The sequence below is a fragment of the Alistipes sp. An116 genome, from assembly GCF_002161005.1.
GTDB classification, from domain to species: Bacteria; Bacteroidota; Bacteroidia; order Bacteroidales; family Rikenellaceae; genus Alistipes; species Alistipes megaguti.
This window is the reverse complement of sequence record NZ_NFLR01000009.1, coordinates 122,418-147,153: the sequence shown is the minus strand read 5'-3', so window position 1 is coordinate 147,153 and position 24,736 is coordinate 122,418. Positions and strand designations below refer to the sequence as shown.

General features: G+C 54.0%; 23 protein-coding genes. 7 read left to right on the top strand and 16 right to left on the bottom strand.

What is annotated here, in order from left to right; all coding sequences use genetic code 11:
* Positions 1 to 3 precede the first annotated feature (3 nt).
* The 10 genes from B5E60_RS08130 to B5E60_RS08085 form a co-directional block, all read right to left on the bottom strand.
* Complete coding sequence (locus B5E60_RS08130) at positions 4 to 618, bottom strand: rhomboid family intramembrane serine protease (protein ID WP_087311007.1); 615 nt, start codon at positions 616 to 618, stop codon at positions 4 to 6.
* A gap of 43 nt (positions 619 to 661) precedes the next feature.
* A complete protein-coding gene (gene mutL, locus B5E60_RS08125; protein ID WP_087311006.1) occupies positions 662 to 2,725 on the bottom strand; it encodes a DNA mismatch repair endonuclease MutL in 2,064 nt (687 codons plus the stop codon).
* Positions 2,726 to 2,748: 23 nt separating this feature from the next.
* Positions 2,749 to 3,201 carry a hypothetical protein gene (locus B5E60_RS08120; protein ID WP_087311005.1) on the bottom strand — a complete coding sequence of 151 codons (453 nt, stop codon included), beginning with the start codon at positions 3,199 to 3,201 and terminating at the stop codon, positions 2,749 to 2,751.
* Between the two features lie 341 nt (positions 3,202 to 3,542).
* On the bottom strand, positions 3,543 to 4,712 hold the full coding sequence (gene dnaJ, locus B5E60_RS08115; RefSeq protein ID WP_087311004.1) for a molecular chaperone DnaJ: 1,170 nt from the start codon (positions 4,710 to 4,712) through the stop codon (positions 3,543 to 3,545).
* 4 nt (positions 4,713 to 4,716) lie between these two features.
* A complete protein-coding gene (locus tag B5E60_RS08110; protein WP_087311003.1) occupies positions 4,717 to 5,361 on the bottom strand; it encodes a nucleotide exchange factor GrpE in 645 nt (214 codons plus the stop codon).
* Between the two features lie 55 nt (positions 5,362 to 5,416).
* Complete coding sequence (locus B5E60_RS08105) at positions 5,417 to 6,130, bottom strand: SAM-dependent methyltransferase (protein ID WP_087311002.1); 714 nt, start codon at positions 6,128 to 6,130, stop codon at positions 5,417 to 5,419.
* A gap of 20 nt (positions 6,131 to 6,150) precedes the next feature.
* On the bottom strand, positions 6,151 to 8,520 hold the full coding sequence (alr, locus tag B5E60_RS08100; protein ID WP_087311001.1) for an alanine racemase: 2,370 nt from the start codon (positions 8,518 to 8,520) through the stop codon (positions 6,151 to 6,153).
* 251 nt (positions 8,521 to 8,771) lie between these two features.
* The gene (locus tag B5E60_RS08095; protein ID WP_087311000.1) at positions 8,772 to 10,145 is read right to left on the bottom strand and encodes an MFS transporter; all 1,374 of its coding nucleotides are present in this window, start codon (positions 10,143 to 10,145) and stop codon (positions 8,772 to 8,774) included.
* Positions 10,146 to 10,230: 85 nt separating this feature from the next.
* Complete coding sequence (locus tag B5E60_RS08090; protein ID WP_087310999.1) at positions 10,231 to 11,145, bottom strand: glycerophosphodiester phosphodiesterase family protein; 915 nt, start codon at positions 11,143 to 11,145, stop codon at positions 10,231 to 10,233.
* 66 nt (positions 11,146 to 11,211) lie between these two features.
* Entirely contained in the window at positions 11,212 to 11,460 is a 249-nt protein-coding gene (locus tag B5E60_RS08085; protein WP_087310998.1) for a hypothetical protein, read from the bottom strand.
* Positions 11,461 to 11,648: 188 nt separating this feature from the next.
* Between B5E60_RS08085 and B5E60_RS08080 the strand changes: the two genes are divergently transcribed.
* The 7 genes from B5E60_RS08080 to B5E60_RS08050 all read left to right on the top strand — a co-directional run bounded on the left by B5E60_RS08080 (position 11,649) and on the right by B5E60_RS08050 (position 17,732).
* Entirely contained in the window at positions 11,649 to 13,019 is a 1,371-nt protein-coding gene (locus B5E60_RS08080) for a site-specific integrase (protein WP_087310997.1), read from the top strand.
* A gap of 11 nt (positions 13,020 to 13,030) precedes the next feature.
* Positions 13,031 to 14,197, top strand: a complete 1,167-nt coding sequence (locus B5E60_RS08075) for a hypothetical protein (protein WP_087310996.1) — start codon at positions 13,031 to 13,033, stop codon at positions 14,195 to 14,197.
* Positions 14,198 to 14,370: 173 nt separating this feature from the next.
* Positions 14,371 to 14,682 (top strand): helix-turn-helix domain-containing protein, encoded by a 312-nt coding sequence (locus tag B5E60_RS08070; RefSeq protein WP_087310995.1) that lies wholly within the window; start codon positions 14,371 to 14,373, stop codon positions 14,680 to 14,682.
* A gap of 32 nt (positions 14,683 to 14,714) precedes the next feature.
* Entirely contained in the window at positions 14,715 to 15,362 is a 648-nt protein-coding gene (locus tag B5E60_RS08065) for a hypothetical protein (protein WP_239403276.1), read from the top strand.
* Between the two features lie 176 nt (positions 15,363 to 15,538).
* On the top strand, positions 15,539 to 15,889 hold the full coding sequence (locus B5E60_RS08060; protein ID WP_087310994.1) for a plasmid mobilization protein: 351 nt from the start codon (positions 15,539 to 15,541) through the stop codon (positions 15,887 to 15,889).
* Positions 15,886 to 16,962, top strand: a complete 1,077-nt coding sequence (locus B5E60_RS08055; protein ID WP_087310993.1) for a relaxase/mobilization nuclease domain-containing protein — start codon at positions 15,886 to 15,888, stop codon at positions 16,960 to 16,962. Before B5E60_RS08060 ends, B5E60_RS08055 begins: the two co-directional genes overlap by 4 nt.
* Positions 16,959 to 17,732 carry a ferric reductase-like transmembrane domain-containing protein gene (locus tag B5E60_RS08050; protein WP_087310992.1) on the top strand — a complete coding sequence of 258 codons (774 nt, stop codon included), beginning with the start codon at positions 16,959 to 16,961 and terminating at the stop codon, positions 17,730 to 17,732. Before B5E60_RS08055 ends, B5E60_RS08050 begins: the two co-directional genes overlap by 4 nt.
* A gap of 21 nt (positions 17,733 to 17,753) precedes the next feature.
* Here the strand turns inward: B5E60_RS08050 and B5E60_RS08045 are convergent, their stop codons facing one another.
* From B5E60_RS08045 to B5E60_RS08020, 6 genes are read right to left on the bottom strand one after another with little or no spacing between them, the layout of a single operon-like run.
* A complete protein-coding gene (locus tag B5E60_RS08045; protein ID WP_087310991.1) occupies positions 17,754 to 20,882 on the bottom strand; it encodes a type I restriction endonuclease subunit R in 3,129 nt (1,042 codons plus the stop codon).
* On the bottom strand, positions 20,875 to 21,420 hold the full coding sequence (locus tag B5E60_RS08040; RefSeq protein ID WP_087310990.1) for a restriction endonuclease subunit S: 546 nt from the start codon (positions 21,418 to 21,420) through the stop codon (positions 20,875 to 20,877). Before B5E60_RS08040 ends, B5E60_RS08045 begins: the two co-directional genes overlap by 8 nt.
* The gene (locus B5E60_RS08035; protein WP_239403275.1) at positions 21,417 to 21,815 is read right to left on the bottom strand and encodes a hypothetical protein; all 399 of its coding nucleotides are present in this window, start codon (positions 21,813 to 21,815) and stop codon (positions 21,417 to 21,419) included. The genes B5E60_RS08040 and B5E60_RS08035 overlap by 4 nt, the downstream gene beginning before the upstream one ends.
* Entirely contained in the window at positions 21,796 to 22,896 is a 1,101-nt protein-coding gene (locus tag B5E60_RS08030) for a PDDEXK nuclease domain-containing protein (RefSeq protein ID WP_087311027.1), read from the bottom strand. The genes B5E60_RS08035 and B5E60_RS08030 overlap by 20 nt, the downstream gene beginning before the upstream one ends.
* Before the next feature lie 6 nt (positions 22,897 to 22,902).
* Complete coding sequence (locus B5E60_RS08025) at positions 22,903 to 24,012, bottom strand: restriction endonuclease subunit S (protein WP_087310988.1); 1,110 nt, start codon at positions 24,010 to 24,012, stop codon at positions 22,903 to 22,905.
* A gap of 10 nt (positions 24,013 to 24,022) precedes the next feature.
* Positions 24,023 to 24,736 carry a restriction endonuclease subunit S gene (locus B5E60_RS08020; RefSeq protein ID WP_087310987.1) on the bottom strand — a complete coding sequence of 238 codons (714 nt, stop codon included), beginning with the start codon at positions 24,734 to 24,736 and terminating at the stop codon, positions 24,023 to 24,025.

Sequence of the window (24,736 nt, the reverse complement as noted above, 5' to 3'; positions counted from 1 at the left end):
CTTTCAGAAACGGATCATACCGCGGCGTTTCCACCACTGGAGCATCAGATACCCCCACAACATGCCGCCGACATGGGCGAAGTGGGCCACGTTGCCTACGCCTCTCCACCCGAGGAAGAGCTCCAGGACGGCGTAGATGATGACGAACCATTTGGCCTTCATCGGGATGGGCGGGATGAGCAGCATGATCACGGCATTGGGATACATCACGCCGAAGGCCAGCAGCAGTCCCATCACGGCCCCCGACGCACCGACCAGAGCCATCGGCTGACCCATGGCCACGGTGATGGCGGCCTGAATCAGCGCCGCGCCCACGCCGCAGACCATGTAGTAGATCAGGAAGCGCCGCGAACCCAGATCATACTCCAGCGTACGTCCGAACATCCACAGTGCGAACATGTTGAAAAAGACATGTTCGAAATTGGCGTGGAGGAACATGTAGGTGATGAACTGGTAGGTATGGAATTCATAGCCCAGCATCCGCGGGCCGATCTGAAGCGCTCCGTAATGGTTCAGGAAGCGGTAGGCCTCGGGGATGAGCGCCATCGCCAGGTAGATCAGAGCGTTGATGATAATCAGGTTCTTGACTACCGGTGGGGTCTGGAAATAACGGTTCATGAACGAATTCAAATTTTTGCAAATGTAACTTTTTTCCGCCGGATTATCCCAGTCGGGCCCGCAAATCTTCGGGGGTGATCTCGGTGATGAGGGCCTTGCCCGAGGGCGAGAAGCTGATGTTGCCCGTCCCGGCCAGACGGTCGAGCAACGCCTGCGCCTCCTCGCGCGAGAGGTTGCGCACGATGCTCTTCGATCCCGAGAGGGCCATGGCTGCGGCGATCTTCTCGCGGCGCACGTCGGCCAGCGACACGGGTGTGGCGAAGGCCTGCAGCAGGTCGAACAGCAGCTGATCGACCGAATCGGCAGGCATGTCGGCCGGCGTACCCTTCACCTCGACGGTACCGCCGCCGCGAAAGTCGATGTCGAAACCCAGGGCGGCCAGATCGACGGCATTCTCCTCCATAAGGCGGTACTCCTCCTGCGAAAGGACGAGCCGTTCGGGGAAGAGCAGCTGCTCGCTGACGGCCGAACCGTGGCCCAGCATGCGCAGATACTCCTCATAGAGGATCCGTTCGCGGGCCCGGTGTACGTCAACCACGACGAAACGGCCGCCGATCAACGCGGCAATGAACCCGCCCGGCAGCGGCATCGCATCCGAGAACTGCACGCCTTCCGCCAACTCCAGCTGCTGCTGGCGGGGTTCCGCTGACGAGGGGATGAACTCCAGCGAACTCTCTCCGAGGGAGGCTGCATCCGCCCCATCGCCGACCGGGGCTCCCGAAGCCACGATCTCGAAATCCGCGGCCGCCAGTCCGTCCGGCGAGAGGAACTCGTCCGAGGGTTCCGGCTGAAAATCGCTCGACGATTCGAAATCGTCAAACTCGTCGGACTGGGCCGCAGTCAGCGCCCCGCCGCCCAGGAACGACGGAACACGTCCCACACGCGGTGCGCCCACACCCCCCGATACCGGTTTGGACGGGGCATCCGCCCCGTCGTAGGGGACGTCGAAGCCCGTAAAGTCGACCGTCGGTTCGGGAGCCGACGGATCGATATACTCCTCGCGGAAGGGGTTGTAATCCAGATTCGACATGGCGGCCGGTTCGCTGTAGACGGCTCCCTTCTGCAGCACGGGGATCTCCATCGACCTCTCGCGGTCGAAATCCATCATCGGCACGGCGCCCGTCTTGGCCAGCGTCTCGCGCACGGCGGCGTTGACGATCTGCCAGACGGCATCCTCGTCGGCAAAGCGGATCTCGGTCTTCTGCGGATGGACATTCACGTCGATACGCGCGGGATCGATCGTCAGGAAGAGGAAATATGAGGGTTGGCAACTCTCCGGAATCAGCTTTTCATACCCCTTCAGGATGGCGCTTCCCAGACAGGTGCTCTTGAAGAAGCGGCCGTTGACGAAGAGATACTGCTCCGTATTGCGCTTCTTGGCCGCCGCAGGGCGTCCGATGAAGCCTTCGAGGCGGGCAATCGAGGTATCGGCCTCGACCTCCAGCAGATTCTGCTTGATGTGGCGTCCCACCACATCGACGATCCGCCCGGCCAGCGACGCCGGCTGCAGGTTGTAGACCGGAGCGTCGTTGGAGTAGAGTTCGAAGCTCACCTGCGGATAACAGAGCGCAATGCGCTGGAATTCGGCGCGGATCTGCGACGCGGACGTGGTACTCTTGTCCAGGAAACGCCGCCGGGCCGGTACGTTGTAGAAGAGGTTGCGCACGTAGAACTGCGACCCCACGGGGCACATCACCGCCGTCTGCGAGACGAACTGTCCGCCGTTGATTTCGGTCTGCGTACCCATCTCGTCGCCCTCCTGCCGCGTGCGGAGTTCGACCTGCGACACGGCGGCAATCGAGGCCAGCGCCTCGCCGCGAAATCCGAACGTATGCAGTGCATAGATATCCTCGACCTCCTTGATTTTGCTCGTGGCATGACGGTCGAAGGCCATGCGCGCATCAATGGGCGACATACCGCAGCCGTCGTCGACGATCTGAATAAGCTCCTTGCCGCCGTCGCGGAAATTGACCTTCACGGTCCGGGCCCCCGCATCGAGCGAGTTCTCCATCATCTCCTTGACCACCGACGAAGGCCGGTTGACCACCTCGCCCGCCGCAATCTGGTTGGCGACCACTTCGGGCAACAGTCTGATTTTGTCTGCCATTTACTCTCTCACGGATTACACGATTATTCCTCCGCCTGCTTCTCCGCCGTCTCGGCGGCCGGAGCCTCCGGCTTCTGATAGTCGTTCGGGACGACGACAATCGGCGCATAGGGGTTGAACTCCCCCTCGGCCTGAGCCGCCGGTACGGGCCGCGCCACGGGCCGCTGCATCTGCAGCATCCAGTTGACCAGCCGCGGATAGAGCAGATAGATGAACAGCAGCATCAGGACCACCGCCCCGGCGATCTTGAAGATGCGCATCCGGCCCCGATCCTCGGTTCCGGCATGGCGAGCCGCACGCGCCTCACGCTGCGTACGGATATACTGTCCCGGGCGGTATTCGCGGCCGGCATCCTCGGCGCGTTCGCCGCGCAACTCGGCGCGACGCTGTTCACGGGCCTCCTTTTCGGGGTCGTAATAGCGCGGAATATAGTTGAACTTGTTCGCGTGTTTCTTGAAGGGGGTAAAGCCTAACATGGTCGTCCTCTTTTTCGGTAAAGATACGAATATCTTTGCAAATTATTGCATGTTTTTTCACAGATTCGGATCCCGGGCTCGCCGTGCAGGCGGATCCACAGGCACCGCAAACGGCCCGAATACCCGCACATCCGGGCCGGTCTCCCCGCGAGCAGCCCGGAGCTTCGCCCATACGGCCCCGAACCTTCGGCACCAAGCAGCCCGGCTCTCACACAGACGAGCCTCAAAAACAGCCGGGGAGGGGTCGCCGGCCCCGCATCCATAGTTCCTCCGTCATGAGAAAGCCCCTCCCGAGGGAGGGGTTTTCGTCCCGACGAGCATCCAAAGCGCCCTTCCGCCCGTCAACGGAAGAAGCTCTTCATGCGTTCGAATATGTTCTGATTCCTGGTCGATTCGGCGCGCTGGAACGAGGGCTGGGCTGCCAGCTGCTCGACCAGCCGTTTCTCTTCGGCCGATAGTTTCGAGGGGATGGTGATGTCCACGACGATCAGTTCGTCGCCGCGGCCGTAGCCGTTCACCTCGGGCAGGCCCTTGCCGGCCAACCGCAGCACCTTGCCGGCGTGCGTACCCGGAGCGATCTTGATCTTGGCCCGTCCGTCGACGGTCGGGACCTCGACCGTGCCGCCCAGCAGCGCCGTGGTCACCGTGATGTTCAGGTTGTGGATCAGATCGTTGCCGTCGCGGACCAGTTCCGGATTGGGCTCCTCCTCGATCACGACCTGCAGGTCGCCGTTCACGCCGCCCTGGCGCGCGGCATTGCCCTTGCCCGTCACCGTGAGGACCATTCCCTCGCCCACTCCGGCCGGGATCTTGATCTCGACAATCTCCTGACCGCGCAGCGTGCCTTCGCCCTTGCACTTGTCGCAGGGCGAGGTGATCACCTTGCCCGTGCCGCCGCACGTCGGGCAGACACCCTGCGTCTGCATCCTTCCGAAGAAGGTGTTCTCCACGCGCGTGACGTAACCCGTACCGTTGCAGGCCGAGCAGGTCGAGTAGGAGTTGGCATCCCTGGCACCCGTACCGCCGCACTTGTCGCAGGCTATGGTCTTGTTGATCTTGAGCTTCTTGGTGACGCCCGAGGCGATCTCGGCCAGCGTCAGCTTGACCCGCACGCGGATATCCGAACCGCGGTTGACGCGCCGGCTGCCACCCGCCGACGACGAACGGAATCCGCCGCCGAAGTGGCCGCCGAAGATGTCGCCGAACTGCGAGAAGATATCCTCCATCGAGAAACCTCCGCCGCTGAATCCGCCGAAACCGCCGGCACCGCCGCCAGCCGCACCGTTCATTCCGGCATGGCCGAACTGATCGTAGCGGGCCCTCTTTTCGGGGTTCGACAGCACGTCATAGGCCTCGGCGGCCTCCTTGAACTTCTCTTCGGCCTCCTTGTCCCCGGGGTTCTTGTCCGGGTGATACTTGATGGCGGCCTTACGATAGGCCTTCTTTATCTCGTCGGCGTTGGCGTTCCGCGCCACACCGAGCACTTCATAGTAATCTCTTTTCTCTGCCATGGCATTATTCTCCTACGACAACTTTGGCAAAGCGAAGCACCTTGTCGCCCAGCAGGTAACCCGTCTGCACGACGTCGATGACCTTGCCCTTCATCTCCTCACCGGCCGCGAATTTGGCCACCGCCTCCGCGATGTCGGCATCGAACTCCTTATCCTTCAACTCCATCTCCGTAACGCCCCGTTGGCGCAGCGCCTCGGTGAACTTCTGCGAGATGAGCCGCACGCCCTGACGCAGCGCCTCCAGATCGTCGCTCTTCTCCATGGCCGCCATGGCGCGCTGCACGTCATCGCGCACCGGCAGCATGGCCAGCAGCACGTCGCGGCCGCCCGTCTGGACGAGCTCCATCTTCTCCTTGAGGGTCCGTTTGCGGTAGTTGTCGAATTCGGCCTGCAGCCGCAGGAACTTGTCCTTCCACTCGGCCACGGCAACCTCAATGGCCCGGGCCGCCTCGTCGGATGCCTCCTCGGCAGCGTCCAGTTCCGGATCGGAGTCCTTGGCCTTGGCATCGTCTGCCATTTTGACACTCTCCGCAGCGGCCGCGTCTGCCATTTTGGCATCCGAAGCCTCGTCGTGCGAAGGATTTCCAGCGTCCGGAGCGACTTTCTTGTCGCTCTTAACGTATTCATTATAAACCTTTTGCTCTTTCATATCTCGTATTTTTTTCAGTTTCCGGATAATCTTTCGCACAAATTGCATACCAACGCTAACCGATGATGAAGATAGCCGGGCGTTTGTTCAATTCGGGCAGCGGGCCGCGGCGCCACTCCCCGACCGTGCGGGTTATGACCGACTCCGAAGGGGCCGTCAGATCAACGGCTACCGTCAGCCGCGTCTCCTGAGCGAGCGTCTGCAACAGCTCGCCGAACAGCTTCGCGTTGCGGTACGGCGCTTCGATGAAGAGCTGCGACTGCCCCTCCGCATGGGCCCGGCGCTCGAAGAAGCGGATGGCACGGCTTCGTTCGGCCGGCTTGACGGGCAGATAGCCGTTGAAGGCGAACGACTGCCCGTTCAACCCCGAGGCCATCACCGCGAGGAGGATCGACGAGGGGCCCACGAGCGGCACCACGCGGATGCCGCGCCGGTGGCACGCCTCGACCACCAGCGCCCCGGGATCGGCCACGCCCGGCACCCCGGCTTCGGAGATCACCCCGGCCGAGCGTCCGGCGGCGATCGGCGCCACCAGCTCCTCGACCTCACGGCCGGCCACCGTATGTTCGTTCAGTTCGCGGAACTCCAGCCCGTCGATCGGCCGTGCGATGCCGGCCCGCGAGAGGAAGCGCCACGCCGTGCGCGTATTCTCGACGATGAAGTAGTCCAGCGCGTCCATCACCGCGCGGTTGGCCGCGGGCAGGACGTCCCACGGATCGGTCTGGTCCGAAATCGGACACGGAATCAGGTAGAGGGTTCCGGCAGTCATACGTTGCGTTGAAATGGGGGTTACTCCTTGAGGTAGATGCGTTTGACCCGGCCCGAGACCGAGGTCATGATTTCGTAGGGGATCGTATCCAGCACGCGGGCCATCGTCTCGAGATCGTTGCCTGCGGCGGCCGAGAAGACGACGGCCTCGTCGCCCTCCTCCACCCCGGGGATCTCCGTGATGTCGATCATGCAGCTGTCCATGCAGACCCGCCCGACGATCGGAGCCGGCTGCCCGGCCACGAGCATCGACCAGCGTCCGCACCCCAGGTGACGATCCAGGCCGTCGGCATAACCGATCGGGACGGTGGCCGTAACCGTCGGACGCGTCAGCCGTCCGGCCCGCCCGTAACCGACCGTATCGCCCGCCTCAAGGTGTTTGATCTGCACGATGCGGGTCTTCAGCGTCGAGACGGGACGCAGCGCGGCGTTGTGCTGCCACCCGAAGCCGTAGAGCCCCAGTCCCAGGCGGCACATGTCGAACTGCGCCTCGGGGAAACGCTCGATGGCCGCCGAGTTGGCCGTATGGCGGATGACAGGATAGGGCAGCGCCTCGATCAACGCCGTGCTCATGCGGTCGAAGCGCTCGATCTGCGCCCGGGTGTAGGTATCCTCCTCGGGCATGTCGGCGCAATTGAGGTGCGAGAAGATCGTGGCCACCTTGACCTCCGACATCCCCTGCAGCCGTTCGCACAGCGCCGGGATCTCCTCCTCCATGAAGCCCAGCCGGTGCATCCCCGTGTCGAGCTTCAGGTGGATCGGATAGCGGAGCTCGCCGGCGTGCGTCACGGCATCGGCAAAGTCACGCAGCGAGTGAAAGCTGTAGATTTCGGGTTCGAGGCGGTTGGCGATCATCAGGTCGAAGCTGTCGGCGTCGGCATTCAGCACCACGATCGGCATCGAGATGCCCCGCTCGCGCAGCAGCACCCCTTCGTCGGCAAAGGCCACGGCCAGGTAGTCAACCCCCTGGTGCTGCAACATCTGCGCCACCTCGAAGTCGCCCGTGCCGTACGATCCGGCCTTGACCATGGCCACGAGTTTCGTCCGGAAATCGAGTTTCGAGCGGAAATAGTTGAGATTATGGATCATGGCGTCGAGGTCGACCTCCAATACCGTCGTATGGCTCTTGAGCGAGAGCGCGTGGGCCAGCTTCTCGAAGCGGAAGTCGCGGGCCCCCTTGAGCAGCACGGCGCGGCCGGCCACCGCTTCGCGGCCGAGGCGTGCGATGCACTCGTCGGTCGAGGCGTAGAAGAGCTTCGCGCAGTCGAAGAGCGAGGCATAGCGCTTCAGCCTGGGACCGATGCCGACCAGCGTGTCGATGCCCGCCCGCGAGACCATGCCGGCCACGCGGCTGTAGAGCTCGTCGTCCGAAAGACCGCTCTGCGCGATGTCCGACAGCACGAGGGTCGTCGGCCGCGTGAGGGCCACGCTGTGGAGGTAGTCCAGCGCCAGGGCCAGCGAATTGAGATCGAGGTTGTAGGCGTCGTTGATCAGCACCGAGTCGTTGATGCCGTCCTTCACCTCGAGGCGCATGGCCACCTCCGGGGCGCTGGAGAACGACGGTGCCGGAAAGCCCATCGCCGTGCAGAAGGCCTCGACGATCTGGGCGTTGCGGCGCGAAGCCTCGTTGCCGATCACCGCCTCGGGAACCTGCGGCGCCGAGGCCGCATCGTAGAGCCGGCGGTCGGCGAAATGCGTGGCAATGAGATGCCCCAGCGGTTCGTAGTAGCTGTGGTAGACGATGACCCGGGCGCGGTGGGCCAGCACCATCTTTTCGAGACACTTCTGTTCGAGATTGAGGAAATTCTCCTGGTGGGCGTCGCCGATCGAGGTGAAGACCACCACGTCGGGACGGATGATGCGCTCCAGGCGCTCCATCTCGCCGGGCTGCGAAATGCCCGCCTCGATCAGCGCCAGCTGCTCGTCGCCCTCGATCATCAGCACCGACAGCGGCACGCCCAGCTGCGAATTGTAGCTCTTCGGCGAGCGGTAGCACTTCATGCCCGCGGGCAGCTCCTCGGCGATCCACTCCTTGATCACCGTCTTGCCGTTCGAGCCGGTGATCCCGACGACCGTTCCCTTGAAATGGGCGCGGTGGTAGGCGGCCAGGCTCTGCAGCGCCGCGATGGCATTCTTGACCACCACGTACCCGGCCCCGGGCAGCTCCTCGACGGCGTGTTCGACCAGAAACGAGCGCACGCCGCGGCCATACATCTGAGCAACGTAATCGTGCGAGTCGTGATTGGCACCGCACATGGCGACGAAAATCGGGTTGCAACCCAGTTCGCACGAAAGCGAACGGCTGTCCGTGACGACCGACTGCACCTCGTGGTCTTCGCCCGAGAAGCGGCCGCCGACGACGGCAGCGATCTGCGAAAGTTTGTAATTCATAAAATACCGATTGTTAGCGGCATCGGCCTTTCCGGTGCTGACAGTTCGCTTCGCCGGACGCTCCGTGACGGAGGGCTCACAGCCCCGGGTCGGTCCGGCGCCTGCGCAAGCGGGTCGGGGCTCGGCGTCCCGGCGTTGCAAAGGTAGCCAATTTTGTCGGAAATGCAAGGTTGCGCCTCTCCTTTCGACACAACGAAGCGGGCTGCGGAATTCGCTCCGCAGCCCGCCCGAAATCCGGTCCGGACCTCCTTTCAGCGTCGCGACCTGCGGGCCACAAAGAGGGCCAGGATGAACGACAGGGCCGAGGCGGCGATCCAGAAGACCGCGGCCGTGGAGAAGTCGTAGCGCGTCACGCCGTCGACAACCTCCTTGCCCGAGTCGATGAGCCAGCCGCTGATGATGTCCTGCAGACCGGCGCCGACGTAACTGGCCATACCGACGATTCCGAGGGCGGCACCCGTGGCCTCGCGCGGCACGATGTCGATGGCCATCAGCCCTCCGAGGAAGCAGATCAGCACGCCGATGGCCATGCCGAAAAACACCATCGAGAGCAGATTGACGAACATTCCGTTGCCCGAGTAGAGGAACAGCGCCAGGGCCAGCGTGTTCAGCACGCCGAAGCCGGAGGCCAGCACATTCCGCCGCCCGTGGAAGAGACGGTCGGAGAGCCACCCCGAGAAGACCGTTCCGAGGATGCCCAGCAGGGCGTTGACCGAGATGACCTGCGTGGCCGCAGCCAGCGAATAGCCCTTGGCTTCCTGCAGGAAGAGCACGCCCCAGCCGTTGATGGCGTAGCGGCTCACGTACATGAAGGCGCTCGAGAGGGCCAGCACCCAGACCAGCGGATTGCGGATTGCCGAACGCTGCAGTTCGCTGGTCGAGGCGTGGTGATGGCTCTCTTCGGCCGTCTCCTCGCCGGTCAGCACGCCGATCGGGGGCAGCCCCTTCGATTCGGGCGTGTCGTGGAGCAGGCAGACGATGATCACCACGCCGATGACGCCGGCCAGGGACGATCCGACGAATCCCCACTGCCAGCCGCAGATCCCCACGACGGCCCCCACGAAGAGGAACGAGAGGAATTCGCCGAGGTTGTGGCTGGCCGAGAAGAAGCCGTAGAAGGTGCCGCGGATCGAGAGCGGATACCAGCGCGAGAGGGCAATGATGGCCGGAGGGGCCCCCATCGACTGGGCCCAGCCGTTCAGGCCCCACATCACGGCGAAGACCACGAAGAGGGTCATGTTGCCCACCATGCCGCCGCCGTTGGCCAGCCCCAGCAGCCCGACCAGCAGATTGGCCACGGCCGAGACGCAGAGTCCGGCGGCCATGAAGCGTTTGATGTTGCTGTGGTCGGCCAGGAAGCCGTTGACGAACTTGCCGATGGCGTAGGCGAAGAGCAGCGCCGAACCGATCAGACCCAATTGCGAGGCATCGAGCGCCCCGCTCTCGAGGATCGGCTGCTTGACCACGTTCAGACTCGTGCGGCAGACGTAGTAGAGACTGTAGCCCACCGTTCCGGCGATGAAACTCTGCAGCCGCAGCTTGCGGTAGAGCCGCATGCGGGCCTCGTCGTCGCCGGCAAAGGGCGCCGACGGCTCGCTTTTGCGAAAATAGGATAAAATGGACATGTTGTTTCAGGTAGTTTCGGTCAGTCGTGTTCGCAAGGTCCGGCAGAGAGGCGCCGGTCGGCCCCCCTCCGTCAGAGCGCCTGATTTACGGGCGGCGCCCCCTGGCGCTCAGATAATCGATCAGCAGCTGCGGGCGATCGGTCTGGATGATCGAGGCCCCCATGTCGAGCAGCGCGCCGTAGACGGCATCCTCTTCGCCGCTGAAAGCCCGGTCATCGTCCAGCCCGCCGCAGAGCGACGGCCACAGCGAATTGACCCACAGACGCGACCCCCCGGCCACGATCCGGTGCATGCAGGAGTCCACCGCAGGGGTAAACTCGTCCCAGCAAACCTCGTAGGCCAGCGGCTGGACCGTCTGCCGACGATACGACTCGAAGAGTTCTCGGCCCCCGGGTTTGAGGATATCGATGATCGGCATGTACATCATGTTGTGCGGATACTCGGCGAACTTCGCGGCCACGACTTCGGCCGGGCGTTTGCCCTTGATCAGCAGCTGGTCCGTCACCCCGAGCTCCTCGGCTATGGCCAGCGCCAGATCGTAGTATTCATACCCCTGGTCGATGTTGACCACGATGCGGTCCTTGCAGACGGCGAGCGCTTCGCGCAGGGTCGGCATCCGCCACGAGGTCTTCACGTTGTGACCGGTCCGCAGCACACAGCGCTGAATGGAGTCGTAGGTGATGTCGCAGACCCGGCCCTTGCCGCTGGTCGTGCGGTCGATCGTGTGGTCGTGGCACAGCACCAGCACGCTGTCCCGCGTGAGTTTGAGGTCCAGCTCCATGATGTCGACCCCCATTCTGATCACCGACTCGATGGCCGGGATCGAATTCTCGGGCCAGTTGCGCCAGTCGCCGCGATGCGAGGCCACCAGTACGTATTTCGAGGTCGGGTCGTGGAGTTCGGCCAAAATCCGGTCGACGTGGCTGCCTGCCGGCTCCGACTGCGGGGCACACGCACCGAGCAACAGCAGCGAGCCCAATCCAAATAACAAACGTTTCATATTGACAAAGATACGAAAAACAGGCGGAAAGGCCCTCCTTTCGGAACGCTTTTCCGCCGATACATACTATTTCAGAACGGGATAGGTATCCGAAGCCACCCACTCGCGCAGGCTCACCACGGGTTTGGTCGGGAGCGTGCCGTCGGGCAACTGGTCATAGAGTTCGGCTCCGGTGTTGAGCGCCTCGACCAGCGACGCGCACTCCACGCCGGACGAAGGCACCGTCACGGCCCCGGACTTCATCTCGTCGAGGCTCAGCAGCGCACCGACACTCTGGGCCCAGACCGAGCCGTCCTTCTTCGAGTCGTTGCCCACTATTCAATAATTATATTCAGTAGAACTTTGTTTTATTAGTTATTCTTGTATATCAGTTATTTGCAGATGTTTTCATTTAATTGAAATACACACGGAATTTCACGGTTTTAGAAAATATTGGTACTATTTGGTACTATATTTCAGAATAGATTTCGTACCTTTGTACCAGTAATCAAAGGACATTGCGTATGGATTTCATCTTCATAAAATCATCAAAGGCAGGGAAAGAGGACTTCGGTTCGGTCTATGCCCGTGTGCGCACAGGCAAGGCCAACGTGAAAACCGTGACAGGCTTCACCATCAGGCAGCTTGAATGGGAGAAATACCGCTCCCTGCAATACACCTCGTCCGCCCTCATGTCGAGCATCGGGATAAAGTACGGGCAGTTCGCCCAAGTCCTCGCAAGGATAAAGGCGGCGTTCGAGGCGGATGACTTTGACCCGAAAAAGGCGAAGTCCGTCATTGAGAGCGTAAAGCACGATGTGCTGAACGGCATGATGCAGGTTGTGGAGGTCAAGCCCAAAGGCAAGATGCTGTTCGAGGACTTCCTTACCTCTTATATAGAGGATTTGGAAACAGGGCGGCGCACCAAGAAAGGCCGCACCGTAAAAGTAACCCCTGCCTATATCAAGGGGCTGCGCATTATCCTGAACCAAATCCGCAGCTTTCAAAAGGAGATGCACCGCAAAATCGGGTTGGACGACATGACGATGGAAACACGCAACAGCCTTGTCGGTTACTGGAAAGGGCGTGGGCTGATGCCCAACGCCATCAACTCTTATATGACGGATGTCCGTACCGTGGCAAAGGCGGCATACGAGGACAAGCTGACCAAGTGCGATGATTTCCGCCATTCAGACTTCGTTCCGAAAAAAGAGGAAGTGGACAACATCTATCTTACGCCGGAACAGATACAGGAAATGCTCGAACTCGACCTTTCCACCAAGGAGGCCGTCAGGGAACGGCTGGAGGCACTCGACATCAGCGAGGACGAGAAACTCATGCAGCTTTCCAAGTGCCGCATCACCCACATACGCACCTTGGAACACGTGAGGGACATTTTCATTGTCGGCTGCCTGACGGGACAGCGCGTGTCCGACTATTCGAGGATATGCGAGGATATGATAACCGAGATAAACGGGATGGAGTTCATTCTGCTTACACAGCAGAAAACGGACAAGAAAGTCTATATCCCTGTGGACAGGCGAGTAAGGCAGATACTTGACAAATACGATGGCAAGCTGCCCCATGTATGCCCCAACGAAATGAACAAGCTGATAAAGACCATTGGCTTGTTGTTGGGCTGGACGCATGACTGCGGATTTGACGGGAAACGGCTCAACCCGAAACGAGGGCGGAGGTTCTGTGATATGCTCCTTTCGCACACGGCACGAAGAAGTTTTGCCACCAACGCATACAAGGCCGGGGTGCCGTTGTCATCCATCCAAGCCATAACGGGACACAGCAGCGAGGCGCAACTGCGCCGCTACCTTAAGCTGGATGCGGAGGAAAAGGCCGTGATTGCGTTGAAGGACTTTGAGGGTATCATTGAAATGTAAAACGGTTGCCTATGGAAAAGAAGAGATTTGCAATCATCAGTGCCCTGTTCAGGCTGTCAAAGATTATCGGCAGGAGCCGGAAACTGGCGGAAAGCCTTGCCAGCGGCAAAGTTGAAGATGAAGCCGGGAACAAGGACATCTGCAAGAGCATCCGGCGTGAAATGAAAACCGTTCCTGCCCTGTTGAACGAGGTGCGGGAATACATCGCCGAACACGACGACAAGGAACTGGCACACCAGTTTGTCCGGCTGCACGGGGATGCGAAACGGCTGCATGGACTTTGTTCGGCATATCTGCAGGATTTGGGCAAGGAAGCCCTTTATGCGGGCATCGTCTATACTTCCATCGAAGTAATCAGCCAATACTTCTTTCCTGACGGAAACGAACAGGAAAAAGTCCGTCCCATGACACGCATCGAAGCCACGGACTGCATCGACGCCATCCGAACCGCCATCCGAAAATGCACGGCTAAAACCGATGTGAACAAAGGGAAAGAATACATAGGCGAAGAAGCGTATGCCCTGCTTGCCGACATGGACAAGGACAAAATCGAGGCTGTCAAGGAGTATATTACAAACGCCAACGACAAGGATTTGGCACGGCTGCTCACGGAGGATTTCGCAAAAGCCGTCCACCTTTCTATGGTGTTCCAAGACGGCAATACAAAGACACAGTTAGCCGGGATTAAGATGTTCCATATCGCCTTGTCAATGGGTTATGTCAAGAGGAACATACTCCATGAGGATGCAACCGAATCTGAAGTAAAAACAATACCTACCCCAATGGCAGGCTTTACAGCCACAGATACCGTGCAGGGCGGAGCGTTCAGCACGACGGCGCAGGTGCCTGTTTTAAGGCTGTACCAATTCCTCACCACCTTTACCGTACAGAGCGGCCCCGACAAGGGCAAGCCCGTACTGGACGGCAACGCCGTTCCCGACAAGGACTTCATACGTGCCGTCATGCGTGCCGACTACTCCACGGCCTATCAAAATTGCGTGAAAGGCAAGATGCGGTGCGTCATCACCCAGTTGTCAAAAGCCTATTTCAAGGAATGGAAGGAGTACCGCACAGCCGCAGCCCGTTCCATAGGACTTACAGCGGAAAGCCTTGCCAAGTACAACGTGGAAAAGCCTTTCATAAGCAGGCTCAAAGAACTGCTCCCGATGATAAAATAATGCGGCAGCCCATACGTGGTTACAACTCACCACAGCCCACTGCTTTGCACAAGCCGTTAGACATCAGATGTTTGGCGGCTTTTCTTATGCCCGTTTATTTCACAAATCCCCACAAGTTCACCCGTTTCATTCACCATATAACTTTGCCGCCATAATTTCAAAATCAATGACTTATGGCAGAAAATATGGAAATGGTACTGGTATCGCGCGATGAGCTTCAGCAACTCATCGGCGCAAGCGTGAGATGTGCGCTTGAGGAATACGGACAGGCGCAGGCAGCACAGGAGACATCGGAGTATTACACTATCCGGCAACTGGCCGAGAAATGGGGCGTGAGCATCGCGACCATCTGGCGGCACGAGAAGCTGGGGCATATCAAGGGGCAGCGGATTGGGCGGCGTGTTCTTTTCCCGAAAGAGCAGATTGACCGCATCAAGAACCTGAAAGCCACCAACAGGGATGCAGACAAAAACACCAAGGGATAATCCGCATAACGAACAATAAAATATCATAGCTTATGAAGAATTTGAAGCAGCTTGTTCTGCCGTGCTATAAAATGGAGGTGGCTATGAATGTGGAAGCATGGTATTTTCTGCACGGCACTACCAACGGAGTGTGCAACCTGACCTATTTTCTTTCCCTTTTGTCGGGAATGGCGGTCACGAAAGTAAGTAAAACCAAACGTGGATTGGATTATGTGCTCCATCCCGGACAGGTGGACGGTTCCATGCTGTCATTGGCAAAGGAGTGGAATATCGGGCGCAAGTCCGTCAGCCGTCTGTTGGAGGATTTTTCACAGCGAGGGCTAATCCGAGTCGTTTCCAATCCCATAACCACCATCATAGATATGGTGTGCGTAAAGTCATGGATGATGGACGGACGGCTCACGGAAAATCCAACATACCAACAGACGGTCAAAGCATACGAGGGAGTACGTATCTACCTTTTTAACGGCCAAAGGATGGAGACCTTACGGAAAAGTTCGGCAAGGATGAAGAAGTCTAAAGACAAGGACATGGGCAAAGACAAGGAGAAGTCCGCACAAGCATCGCAACTGGGGCAGTCCACATCGGAGGATGAGGAGCATTCCAAGCAATCAGAGAACAATCCGCTAATCATGCAGAAAGGAGATACTTTATCCGATGACAATACCTCTTATAAATAGGCGGTAACTATGGAAAAGAATGAAGTATTTATAGGGGCGTTTTTTAGGGCTGGCAAGTTAATGTTTTCGTCCACGAAAACTACGCCACCAACGGCGACCCGACCATGCGGATAACGGCAAAGCCATGATTCAGCCCTAAAAACAAGCTCCATTTATAACGGAATAACAACAAGCGAATGACAGAGCAAGATACCAATCATAAAGGAGGCCGTCCCAAGGCCATAAAAGGCAAGGCGCGGACTAAGACCATATCCACACGGCTTACGCTGGCCGAGTGGAAAACGGTCATGAAACGGATTGCCGATGCAGGCAAGAAGCCGTCGCACTTCCTGCGTGAACTTCTACTACACGGCAAGGCCGTGGCAGCACGGACACAAGAGGATAGGCAGCAGATAAGGATGCTGGAGGGTGGTTGCAATAACCTGAACCAGTTGGCAAAGTTGGCACATCAACAAGGTTTCCCCAGAACCAAAGGAAGAATCACCGCCCTGCTGGACGAGTTCAATAAAATCATCGCGAGGATATGATGGGCGACTTGAAGAAACGGGCGAGCTTCGCCAAGCTGGTGAACTACGTGAACAACCCGAAAAAGGCAAGGCTCATCGACAGCAAGGACGTGCGTCTTGATGACAATGCAGCCATCGCAAGGAGTATGCAGGGACAGGCAGACGACAAGCCGGGGCGCAAGCTGAAAAATCCGGTGTACCACATCTCGCTGGACTTCGCCCACGAGGACACGCCCAAGCTGACGGACGCTCTGATGGCTGAAATTGCCCGTGAGTATATGAAGCGCATGGGCATTGTGAACACCCAATATATTGTATGCCGCCACACCGACAAGGAACACCAGCACCTGCACATCGTGGCCAACAGGGTGGACAATGACGGGAACACCATCAGCGACAGGAACGATGCCATACGCAACGTGGCGGTGTGCAAGGCTCTCACGAGGGAATACGGGCTGCATTTCTCCAAAGGCAAGGAGAAAGTGAAGCGTGACCGTCTGCGAGGCAAGGACAATGTGAAATACCAAATCCATGATGCCGTCAAAGCGGCCTTGCCCCATTGTAACAGTTGGTCGGAATTGTGCGACAGGCTGGCCAAGCAGGGCATCGGGGTGAACTTCAAGCTCGACAAGCGTAACGGCAATATCATCGGTGTGTCGTTCACGAAAAATGAAATATCGTTCAGCGGTTCACGGATAGACCGCAGCATGGGCTTTTATAAGCTGGACAAGCAGTTCGGAGGCCGTATCGCCGAGGGCATGGAATGGAGAAACAATCTGTATCATCCCCGACCAACGGCTGAAAGCGGGATAAGCCAAACGAGAACCATATATAAACCGGAGCATCCATTTGAACAGACGGATAAAGCCTATTCTACCGATAGCCATGCGGAAGCATCCGGAAGCGGAACTTTCGCTGATGCCGATGCGAATACGGGCATAGTCCAAGTGGGCATCAACGCGCTCATCGAGTTGTGCGTCCAGCCACACCAAGCCAAGGTTTCATCCGGCGGAGGAGATGGAGGAAACGAAAGCGGCTGGGGCGAGAACGACAAGGAAAAGAACAAGTATAAACCAAGAAAAATGAGAAGATGAAGGACAACTTACAGAACATAGCCGACCTTATCGGGGCATTGGCGGAGGACATCGAGGAAATCAAGAAGATACTGGTCACAAAGGACGCTACGGACAAGGACGAGGCGGTGAAAAGGCTTGCGGTGAAACTGGAGCCTGTCATACGCTTCTTCGGCGGCAGCACGCCGGAGAACATCAACGGCATTTTCGGGAGCAAGGAAGCCATCGAGGACTATAAAAAATCATTGGGTGAGGAAATGATTGTGAGCCTGCAGGTATATACCGATGCCAACGACAAGGACATGCGCAAGCGCGGAATCCCTACCACCAAGGATTTGCTCTATAAGATACTGGAAATGCTTACTGACCATGTGGAGAAAGACAGGCGGATTTCGGAAAAGGCACAGCAAAGTCAAGGCTTTGGGGCGAAACTTTGGCAGGCAATCCGACCGGACAGAGTGACAAGGGGTATCAGGCGGCTATGGGACAGGCTCCCCGATGGCTGGTACAAGAACCCTTATGCATGGACTGGCATCATCAGTACGCTCGTGTTCTTTGCCCTGTTTATCATCAGTTGGGCGCAATGGCGTGAATACCGGGATGAAAACAGGCGGCTGAGAACGGTTGCAGACAAATACCAAGTAACTTCCGTCATGCTCAATGAACTATATCCGGAACTGGCCGTGACCGTCGGGGCATACGAGAAGCTGGTAGAAACGGTCGGCGTGGATTCCACCCTGACCGTGTTCAACAGGCAGCTTGAAAAAGTGAAAAATGATGGAAATAAATGACTTTTAATCCAGCATTTCATACTAAATTTCCTCATCCGAATCAGCATAAAGCTCACATTGTCGGATAACGGTTTCGAGAGCAGCCTCTTGTTCCTCTGGCGGGTATTTGTACTTTTTCAGCAATCGCTTCACCATAGAGCGCATCTTGGCACGAGCTGATTCTTTCTGTCGCCAATCAATAGTCTTGCTACTGCGTAGGGCTTCCGTCAGCTCTTTTGCCATAGCAACAAGTTGGCTGTTTTCGTAAAAATCTCTTACAGCTTGCGGCTTTGTCAAAGCATCATAGAAAGCCTGTTCTTCTTCGGTCAGTCCCAATTCAGATGCTTGTTCCGCATTGGCTTTCAATTCTTGCGCCATTTTAAGAAGTTCCTTAATCACTTCCTCGTTGGAGATAAGCCCACGGAGGTATTCAGCAAGCCGTGCATCAAGCATTTCACTGAATTTCTCGGCTTCAACCATTCTTTTTTTAGCATATTTCTTGATGTGTTCTTCAAGCAGCCGTTTGAGCAATTCGAGAGCGAAATTCTTCTCTTTCATCTCGGCTATCTCTTTCAAGAAATTCTCATCAAAGAGTGAAAATTCCGAGCCTTTTGTATTGAGAATTTCCACAATGCCCTCTGCCTTTATTGCCACTTTCAGCAGTTGTGTGATTCGCTCGTCTATAATTTTCCGGGTAATTTTATTATTTCCCGAAAGGCGCAAAAGCAATGTCCGCACAGCTTCAAAATACGCTTCCTCAAAACGTTCTGCAGGAGTGAGCAAACTGCGGCAAAGCGAAGCTGCCTGTGACAAACGTTTGCTTTCTTCCATAAAGACTTTTTTCGCCTCGGCAGGAACGGCATCCACCAAAATAATGTTTCCATTTTTGTCAGTTTGAGTAGTAGGTTCAGACGAAACAAGGTTATCCTTATCAAGCAATACGTTTATACCACCTCTAATGAGGTTGGCACGTTGCAGATTGGAACAATCGGAAAAAGCGGAATAATCGTAATCGTTCATACATTCCCGGCAACGCTTGAGTGCGGCGACGAACTGTTGATAGGCGGTTGTCTTGATGTTCGGGTCGCCGTAGTTTTTCTTGTCACGTCCTGTATAGTCGTGCATGGCCTTTTTGAGAGCCTTGGCAATGCCGATGTAGTCCACTACTAAACCGCCGCTCTTTTCGGGAAACACACGGTTTACACGGGCGATAGCCTGCATAAGATTGTGTCCTTTCATCGGCTTGTAAACATACATTGTGGCAAGCGATGGGACATCAAAACCTGTGAGCCACATATCAACTACGATAGCGATTTTTAGCGGTGAATTGTTGTCTTTGAACTGGCGAGCCAGTTCTTCTTTATGTGCGGCAGAGCCAATAATGTCGTTCCATTCCACAGGGTCTTGGTTTCCTTGCGTCATTACAACGCCGACAATATCTTTCCACTGCGGACGAAGCTCCATCAACTTCTTGTATATATCAATGCCAGTGGCACGGTCTATCGCCACTATCATGGCTTTGCCTGTGAGCAAGTCAGCACGGTTGTTTTCATAGTGCTCTATGATGTCCTTGCAAAGCGTGTCGATTGTTTGCGGTGCCGAAAGCAAGGCGCGAAGCCGTGCATTTTCACTCTTTGAACGCTTGATGTCCTGTTCGTCAGCACCTTCTTCCGCCAGTTTGTCATACTCGGCATCCAGCAATTTGAGTGTATCCTCGTCCAAATCCAATTTCACTAAACGACTTTCATAATAGACAGGCACGGTAGCACCATCTTCCACGGCTTGGGTCATGTCGTAGATGTCAATATAGTTGCCGAATACCTCTCTCGTGTCGTTGTCGTCTTGTTCGATAGGCGTGCCGGTGAAGCCAATAAAGGCCGCATTGGGCAGGAGCTTGCGCACAATAGCCGCAAAGCCAAGTTTTAGTTCTCCTGTCTGTGTATCAACCTTTGTCTTGGTGTTGGATTGTGTACGGTGAGCTTCATCGCTAATCACTATCACATCTGAGCGACTGGTAATAAGCTTGTCACGGTCTTTGAACTTTTGGATATTGGCAAAGATAATCCCGTGGCTCTTGCGCTTTTCGAGCAATTCATAGAGGTTTTCGCCATCAGTAGCTTTGATTGGTTTTTGGCGCAGATAGTCGCTGCACGATGCAAAAGTGCTGTGCAGTTGGTCGTTCAAGTCAAGACGGTCGGTTAGCACAAGCAAGGTTGCACTAAGCAAATTTTTCAAGAGTTGGTGGGCATAGAACACCATCGAAAGGCTCTTGCCCGAACCTTGCGTGTGCCAGAATACGCCGATTTTCCCATCATTGCGTTGCAGGGCTTGTTTGGTACATTCAAGGGCTTTCTTCACGGCGAAATACTGGTGGTAGCCAGCGAGTATGCGTATCTTCTTGTCGCCACCCATTGTAAGGGTAAAGTTTGCAATTATATCAATGACCCGATGTTTCTCAAATATGCCGTTGAAGAATGTTTCAAAGTCGGCAAACGCCGTGCTTTCATAGCTTCCATCTGTGGTTTTCCACTCCATATATCGGTCGAGCGGTGCAGTAATCGTACCTACTCGTGTGTCTGCCATATCGCTTATCACGAGCATTTGGCAAGCAGTGAAAAGTTGCGGAACAATGCGCATATAGTTCTGCAGCTGTTGGTGGGCTTCTTCCGAGTTCGTCACTTCACGAGAAGGAGATTTCAACTCAACAACAGAGATTGGCAGACCGTTGATGAACACCACTATGTCAGCGCGTTTAGTGGATTTACCGTTTACGACAGTCCATTGGTTGGCAACCACGAAAGAGTTGTTTTCTATATTGTCGGTGTCGATTATCTTGACATGGTCGCTACGCAGTGTGCCTTGGGCGGTTTTGAAGGTCACATCCAACCCATTTTGCAGCCAATCGGTAAGGGTTATGTTTGCACTTACTAATGGTTGGCTGAATAGTTCTCTGATTTTGCGGATGGCTTCATCAACGGCAGCGACTTTGTCCGCTCCATTTATAGCCAACATAGCCTTGCGCAGTGCTCCTGGTATGGTGGCATCTGTGAGTTCCCTGCTTATATCTGCGTCAAGTTCCGGGCCATAATGATATTCATAACCCATATCCTTGAACAATGAGATAATCGTTTGTTCGTATGAATCTTCTGTGAAATGAAACGTCTTAGGCATAATAGATTGGCATTAAATTATCATTTATCCGGCGGTTCAACTCGATTTTGGAATCGAGTGCTTCTAAGAAATTAACTATTATATTTTGCTCTTTGACTTCGGGAAGTAAAATCGTTTGTATTGCCAATTCAGAAAAAGTAATTTGTGGAAATGTTCCAGACCTTGATTCTGCAAGAAATTGCAAGTTCTCTATCATCTCCTTGCTTTGCAAAATATAATATAAGAATTTGGGCAGTACTTTATCATTTGAGCGAATAACCATTAACTTAGTCGAAGCTATATAATCCGTTGGCTCAAAATCTATAAATGCATAACGTTTATTAGCAGGTCTAATTTCGCTATAAAGAATGTCATTCTTTTTGAATTGCTTCTTAAACTGACCTCTTAGGTCTTTATTGGGAACGAATGTGTGATTAAGACATTTGCCCTCTAAAACATCAGATGTGTTTATGAGGACAACATTAGATGCATTACCCTTGTATGTGTCTGAAATTGTATCACAAATTTCGCCTATGTTATATTCTTTCCATTCTTTCATAAATGATGCTTTTCATTAAAAAGATATTCTTCTGCAAATTTAATGTAGGATTCAAATCGTTTTGCATCGTCATTGTCTATAAATGACATTGTTCGATATTCTATATCTTGTATATTATTCAGAACATAAATCCGCTTTTCATGGTTGTTTCTTGTTCCTCTTCCAAATGGTTCGGGCAATAGTGATGTCATTCTATATGCTATATGCTCACCTGTTCCAAATAAAACGTATTTATTTATTTTCTTATTCCTGAGCTGATATACACCACTTCCTAATGGAGCGTATAAGTATTCTCCCTTTCTTGGGTCTGGAAAAGATTTCCAATCGCTCCATCCTGTATTATATAATTTCTCAAAGTGTTCCATAAATGAGAATTTAGCTATTGGTTTGGCCATCTAATTTAGCTTCTATCTCCTTGACGGACGGCATTGTGCCTTCCACCTTTTCAGGATATAGTTTTTCAAGCTCATATTCTGATATTCCGAGGGGCTGACTGCTTGATTCAAGTGCATATTGAGCCAACGTATTGTTCTTTTGCTTGCAAATAAGTAATCCTATAGTTGGATTGTCACGCCCCTCTTTGCGCAAAATATGATTGCAAGCCACAACATAGCCACCCAACTGCCCGACATCAGCAAAGTCAAACTCACCAATTTTAACCTCTACCACCACATAACAGGACAGTTTGAGATTGTAAAAGAGCAAGTCAATAAACTTTTCTTTCTCAGCTATTTGTAAGCGGTACTCTTTGCCTACATAAGCGAACCCTGTGCCAAGCTCCAGCAAAAAGTTTGTGATATTGGTGAGCAATGTGTCTTTAAGGACACGCTCGTTGTATTTTCCTCGCAAATTAGTGAAAGAAAAGTTGTATGGGTCACGTGTCATTTCCTGTGCCAAATCGCTGTCGGCATCAAGAAGTGTACTTTTGAAATTGCTCTGCGCTTTGCCGCTACGTTCATACAGGTTTGTTCCCAACACATTGAGCAGCACATCCCGGCTCCAACCATTTTCCAATGTTTGATGGACATAGAACAAAGCCTTTTCCGGGTCGTTCGAGCATTTGTCTATGATATAGCGGTGATGCCCCCATGGAATAGAAAACAAGTCGGAATGTAATCTTTCCACAAGCTGTGGAAGATTTGCCTTTTCAGAATCTTCCACAACTTGTGGAAGAATTGCAATGTGCTGGCTGTAAAGAGCATAAAAGCGTTTTGCATAACGTATAGAAGTTTCCGACAACCCCTCTACATCAGGCATCTCATGGCGCAAATCACGGCTTAATGTTGTGTAGAACTTACTGCCATACTTGTTGTCCGCTTGCTTTTCCTCAATGTCTTTACCAAGTTCCCAATAAAAGCGGAGCATTTCATTGTTCACCTTTACAGCAGCCTTGATTTGGCTACTGCGATAACGCTTTACGAGTTCCTTGACCCATAGCGTGTAATCTTTATCTAATATGCCGATTGATTTATTCATAACCATTTATATTTCGTTAATCGTCAGTTCGCCCGACATCAGTTTTGGGAGAAGTGTATCGCGAATATTTTCTAATTTAGTAATTTCTAATCGTCTATCAATGATAGATTGAAACAACGGATTTATTCGAGCGTCAATTTCCAACATATTCAAATTTTTAGGAACAGCAACTTCTGCATTTTCAAGGTCACTACGCCTTATATGCCCCATTGTTACAGCTTTATCTTTTGCAATGAGTTTGAATTTCTTTAAATGGCGGTTCGTCCAATAATAAACGAACCACCGTGGATAGTTTTTCAATGGAGTAACTTTGAATAAATGCTGGTTTAATCCACATTTACCTCCGCACCAAACATCTACCATGAGAGTTCCAGACCAAGAGAATATAATATCTCCATTGTCTATAATGTAATCCGCATCAATGGAATCCGAACAGCGGTCACTACTATTATCGCATTTATGTTGTCCCAATTCTTTAATTTTAAGTACTGGTAAACTTCGTTCAATATCAGTTGCCGGAAATTTTTGCATTGCCAACCCGTTTAGATAGACGGCTATATCAGTTAAACATTCCGTAGTAGAATCTTCAAGATACATGCTTCCACTGTCAAAGTAGTGATCGAACAACGCCTGTGCCTGCTGCTCTAAATTATCATTTATCCGGCGGTTCAGTTCAATCTTATCATCGAGAGACGAAAGAATAGAGGCAATTTTATTTTGTAACGATAGTGCTGGTACTGATATAAGTTGTTTTGCCAATTCTGACACAGCTAACCCTGGTTGAGCTGATTGCCCAGAAAATCTGCCTAACCTCATTGTACCGAGCAAATAAGCTAAGAAACGAGTATTATTATTATCATTTGCAACGGCAATAATGGCGTGTTCGGTCATATATGCTTTTCCCTTGAAATACCGTACATTACCACAAAACGCGCCTTGACGACCAATAATAGCACAATCTCCTTCAAAATTATAACGAGAAGTATAGCCTCTTAACCCATTTCCCCCAAAAACTGGATAGTCTCCATTTGGAGTTATCTCATCAGCCTTTATTCCCTTACCACTTTTGAAATGAGAGAATAAATCTCCTATCTTATATATTTTCCATTCTTCCATAAATGAGAATTTAGCGGTTCAAATCGTTAATTTTTAGCTCGCCTGACATCAACTTTGGGAGAAGTGTGTCGCGAAGCGAGGAAAGTATGCGCATTTCTTTGCATATCTTTATCTTTTCGCTAAGCAAAGGTTCTACTTTGCGAGAAAAGTCTTCAATAACATCGGATGATGGTATAACAACTATAAATCTATCAATATCTGACTTTCCTAAATGGCTTACCGTTGTTCCTGTCTTATATGACTGCACAAATTCCAGCTCAGGTTTAAGTAGATACATAATATAATAGTTGCTGAATTTAGGATTCTTGCTTTTGAATTTACAGCATCGCTGATTCAAAACACCTTTATTCCCCATCCACAAAGTGGGAATAAATTCTGCGTCCATGCCAGCTATGACATCGCCCATACAAACAAACTCCGTATTTGGGAGTATTTCTGGAGTGTAGTATTGCGGTGAATAATCTTTAAGGTCACGGATTCTAATCAGTGGCAATCCTTCTTTCTTTTCATTAAAAAGGTTGGATTTATAGGGGGCACCGTATATTACATCTACGATTTCGTAAATCGAACCCTCTCTCCAATCGTCCGGCATAACGCCTTGCCACGGCTCGAAATCCACGAACCACGCCTTGAACAACGCCTGTGCCTGCTGCTCTAAATTATCATTTCCGTGCTTGTTTTTGGAAAATGATGTTCCTCTGCCGTATGTTGAACAATGCCACAT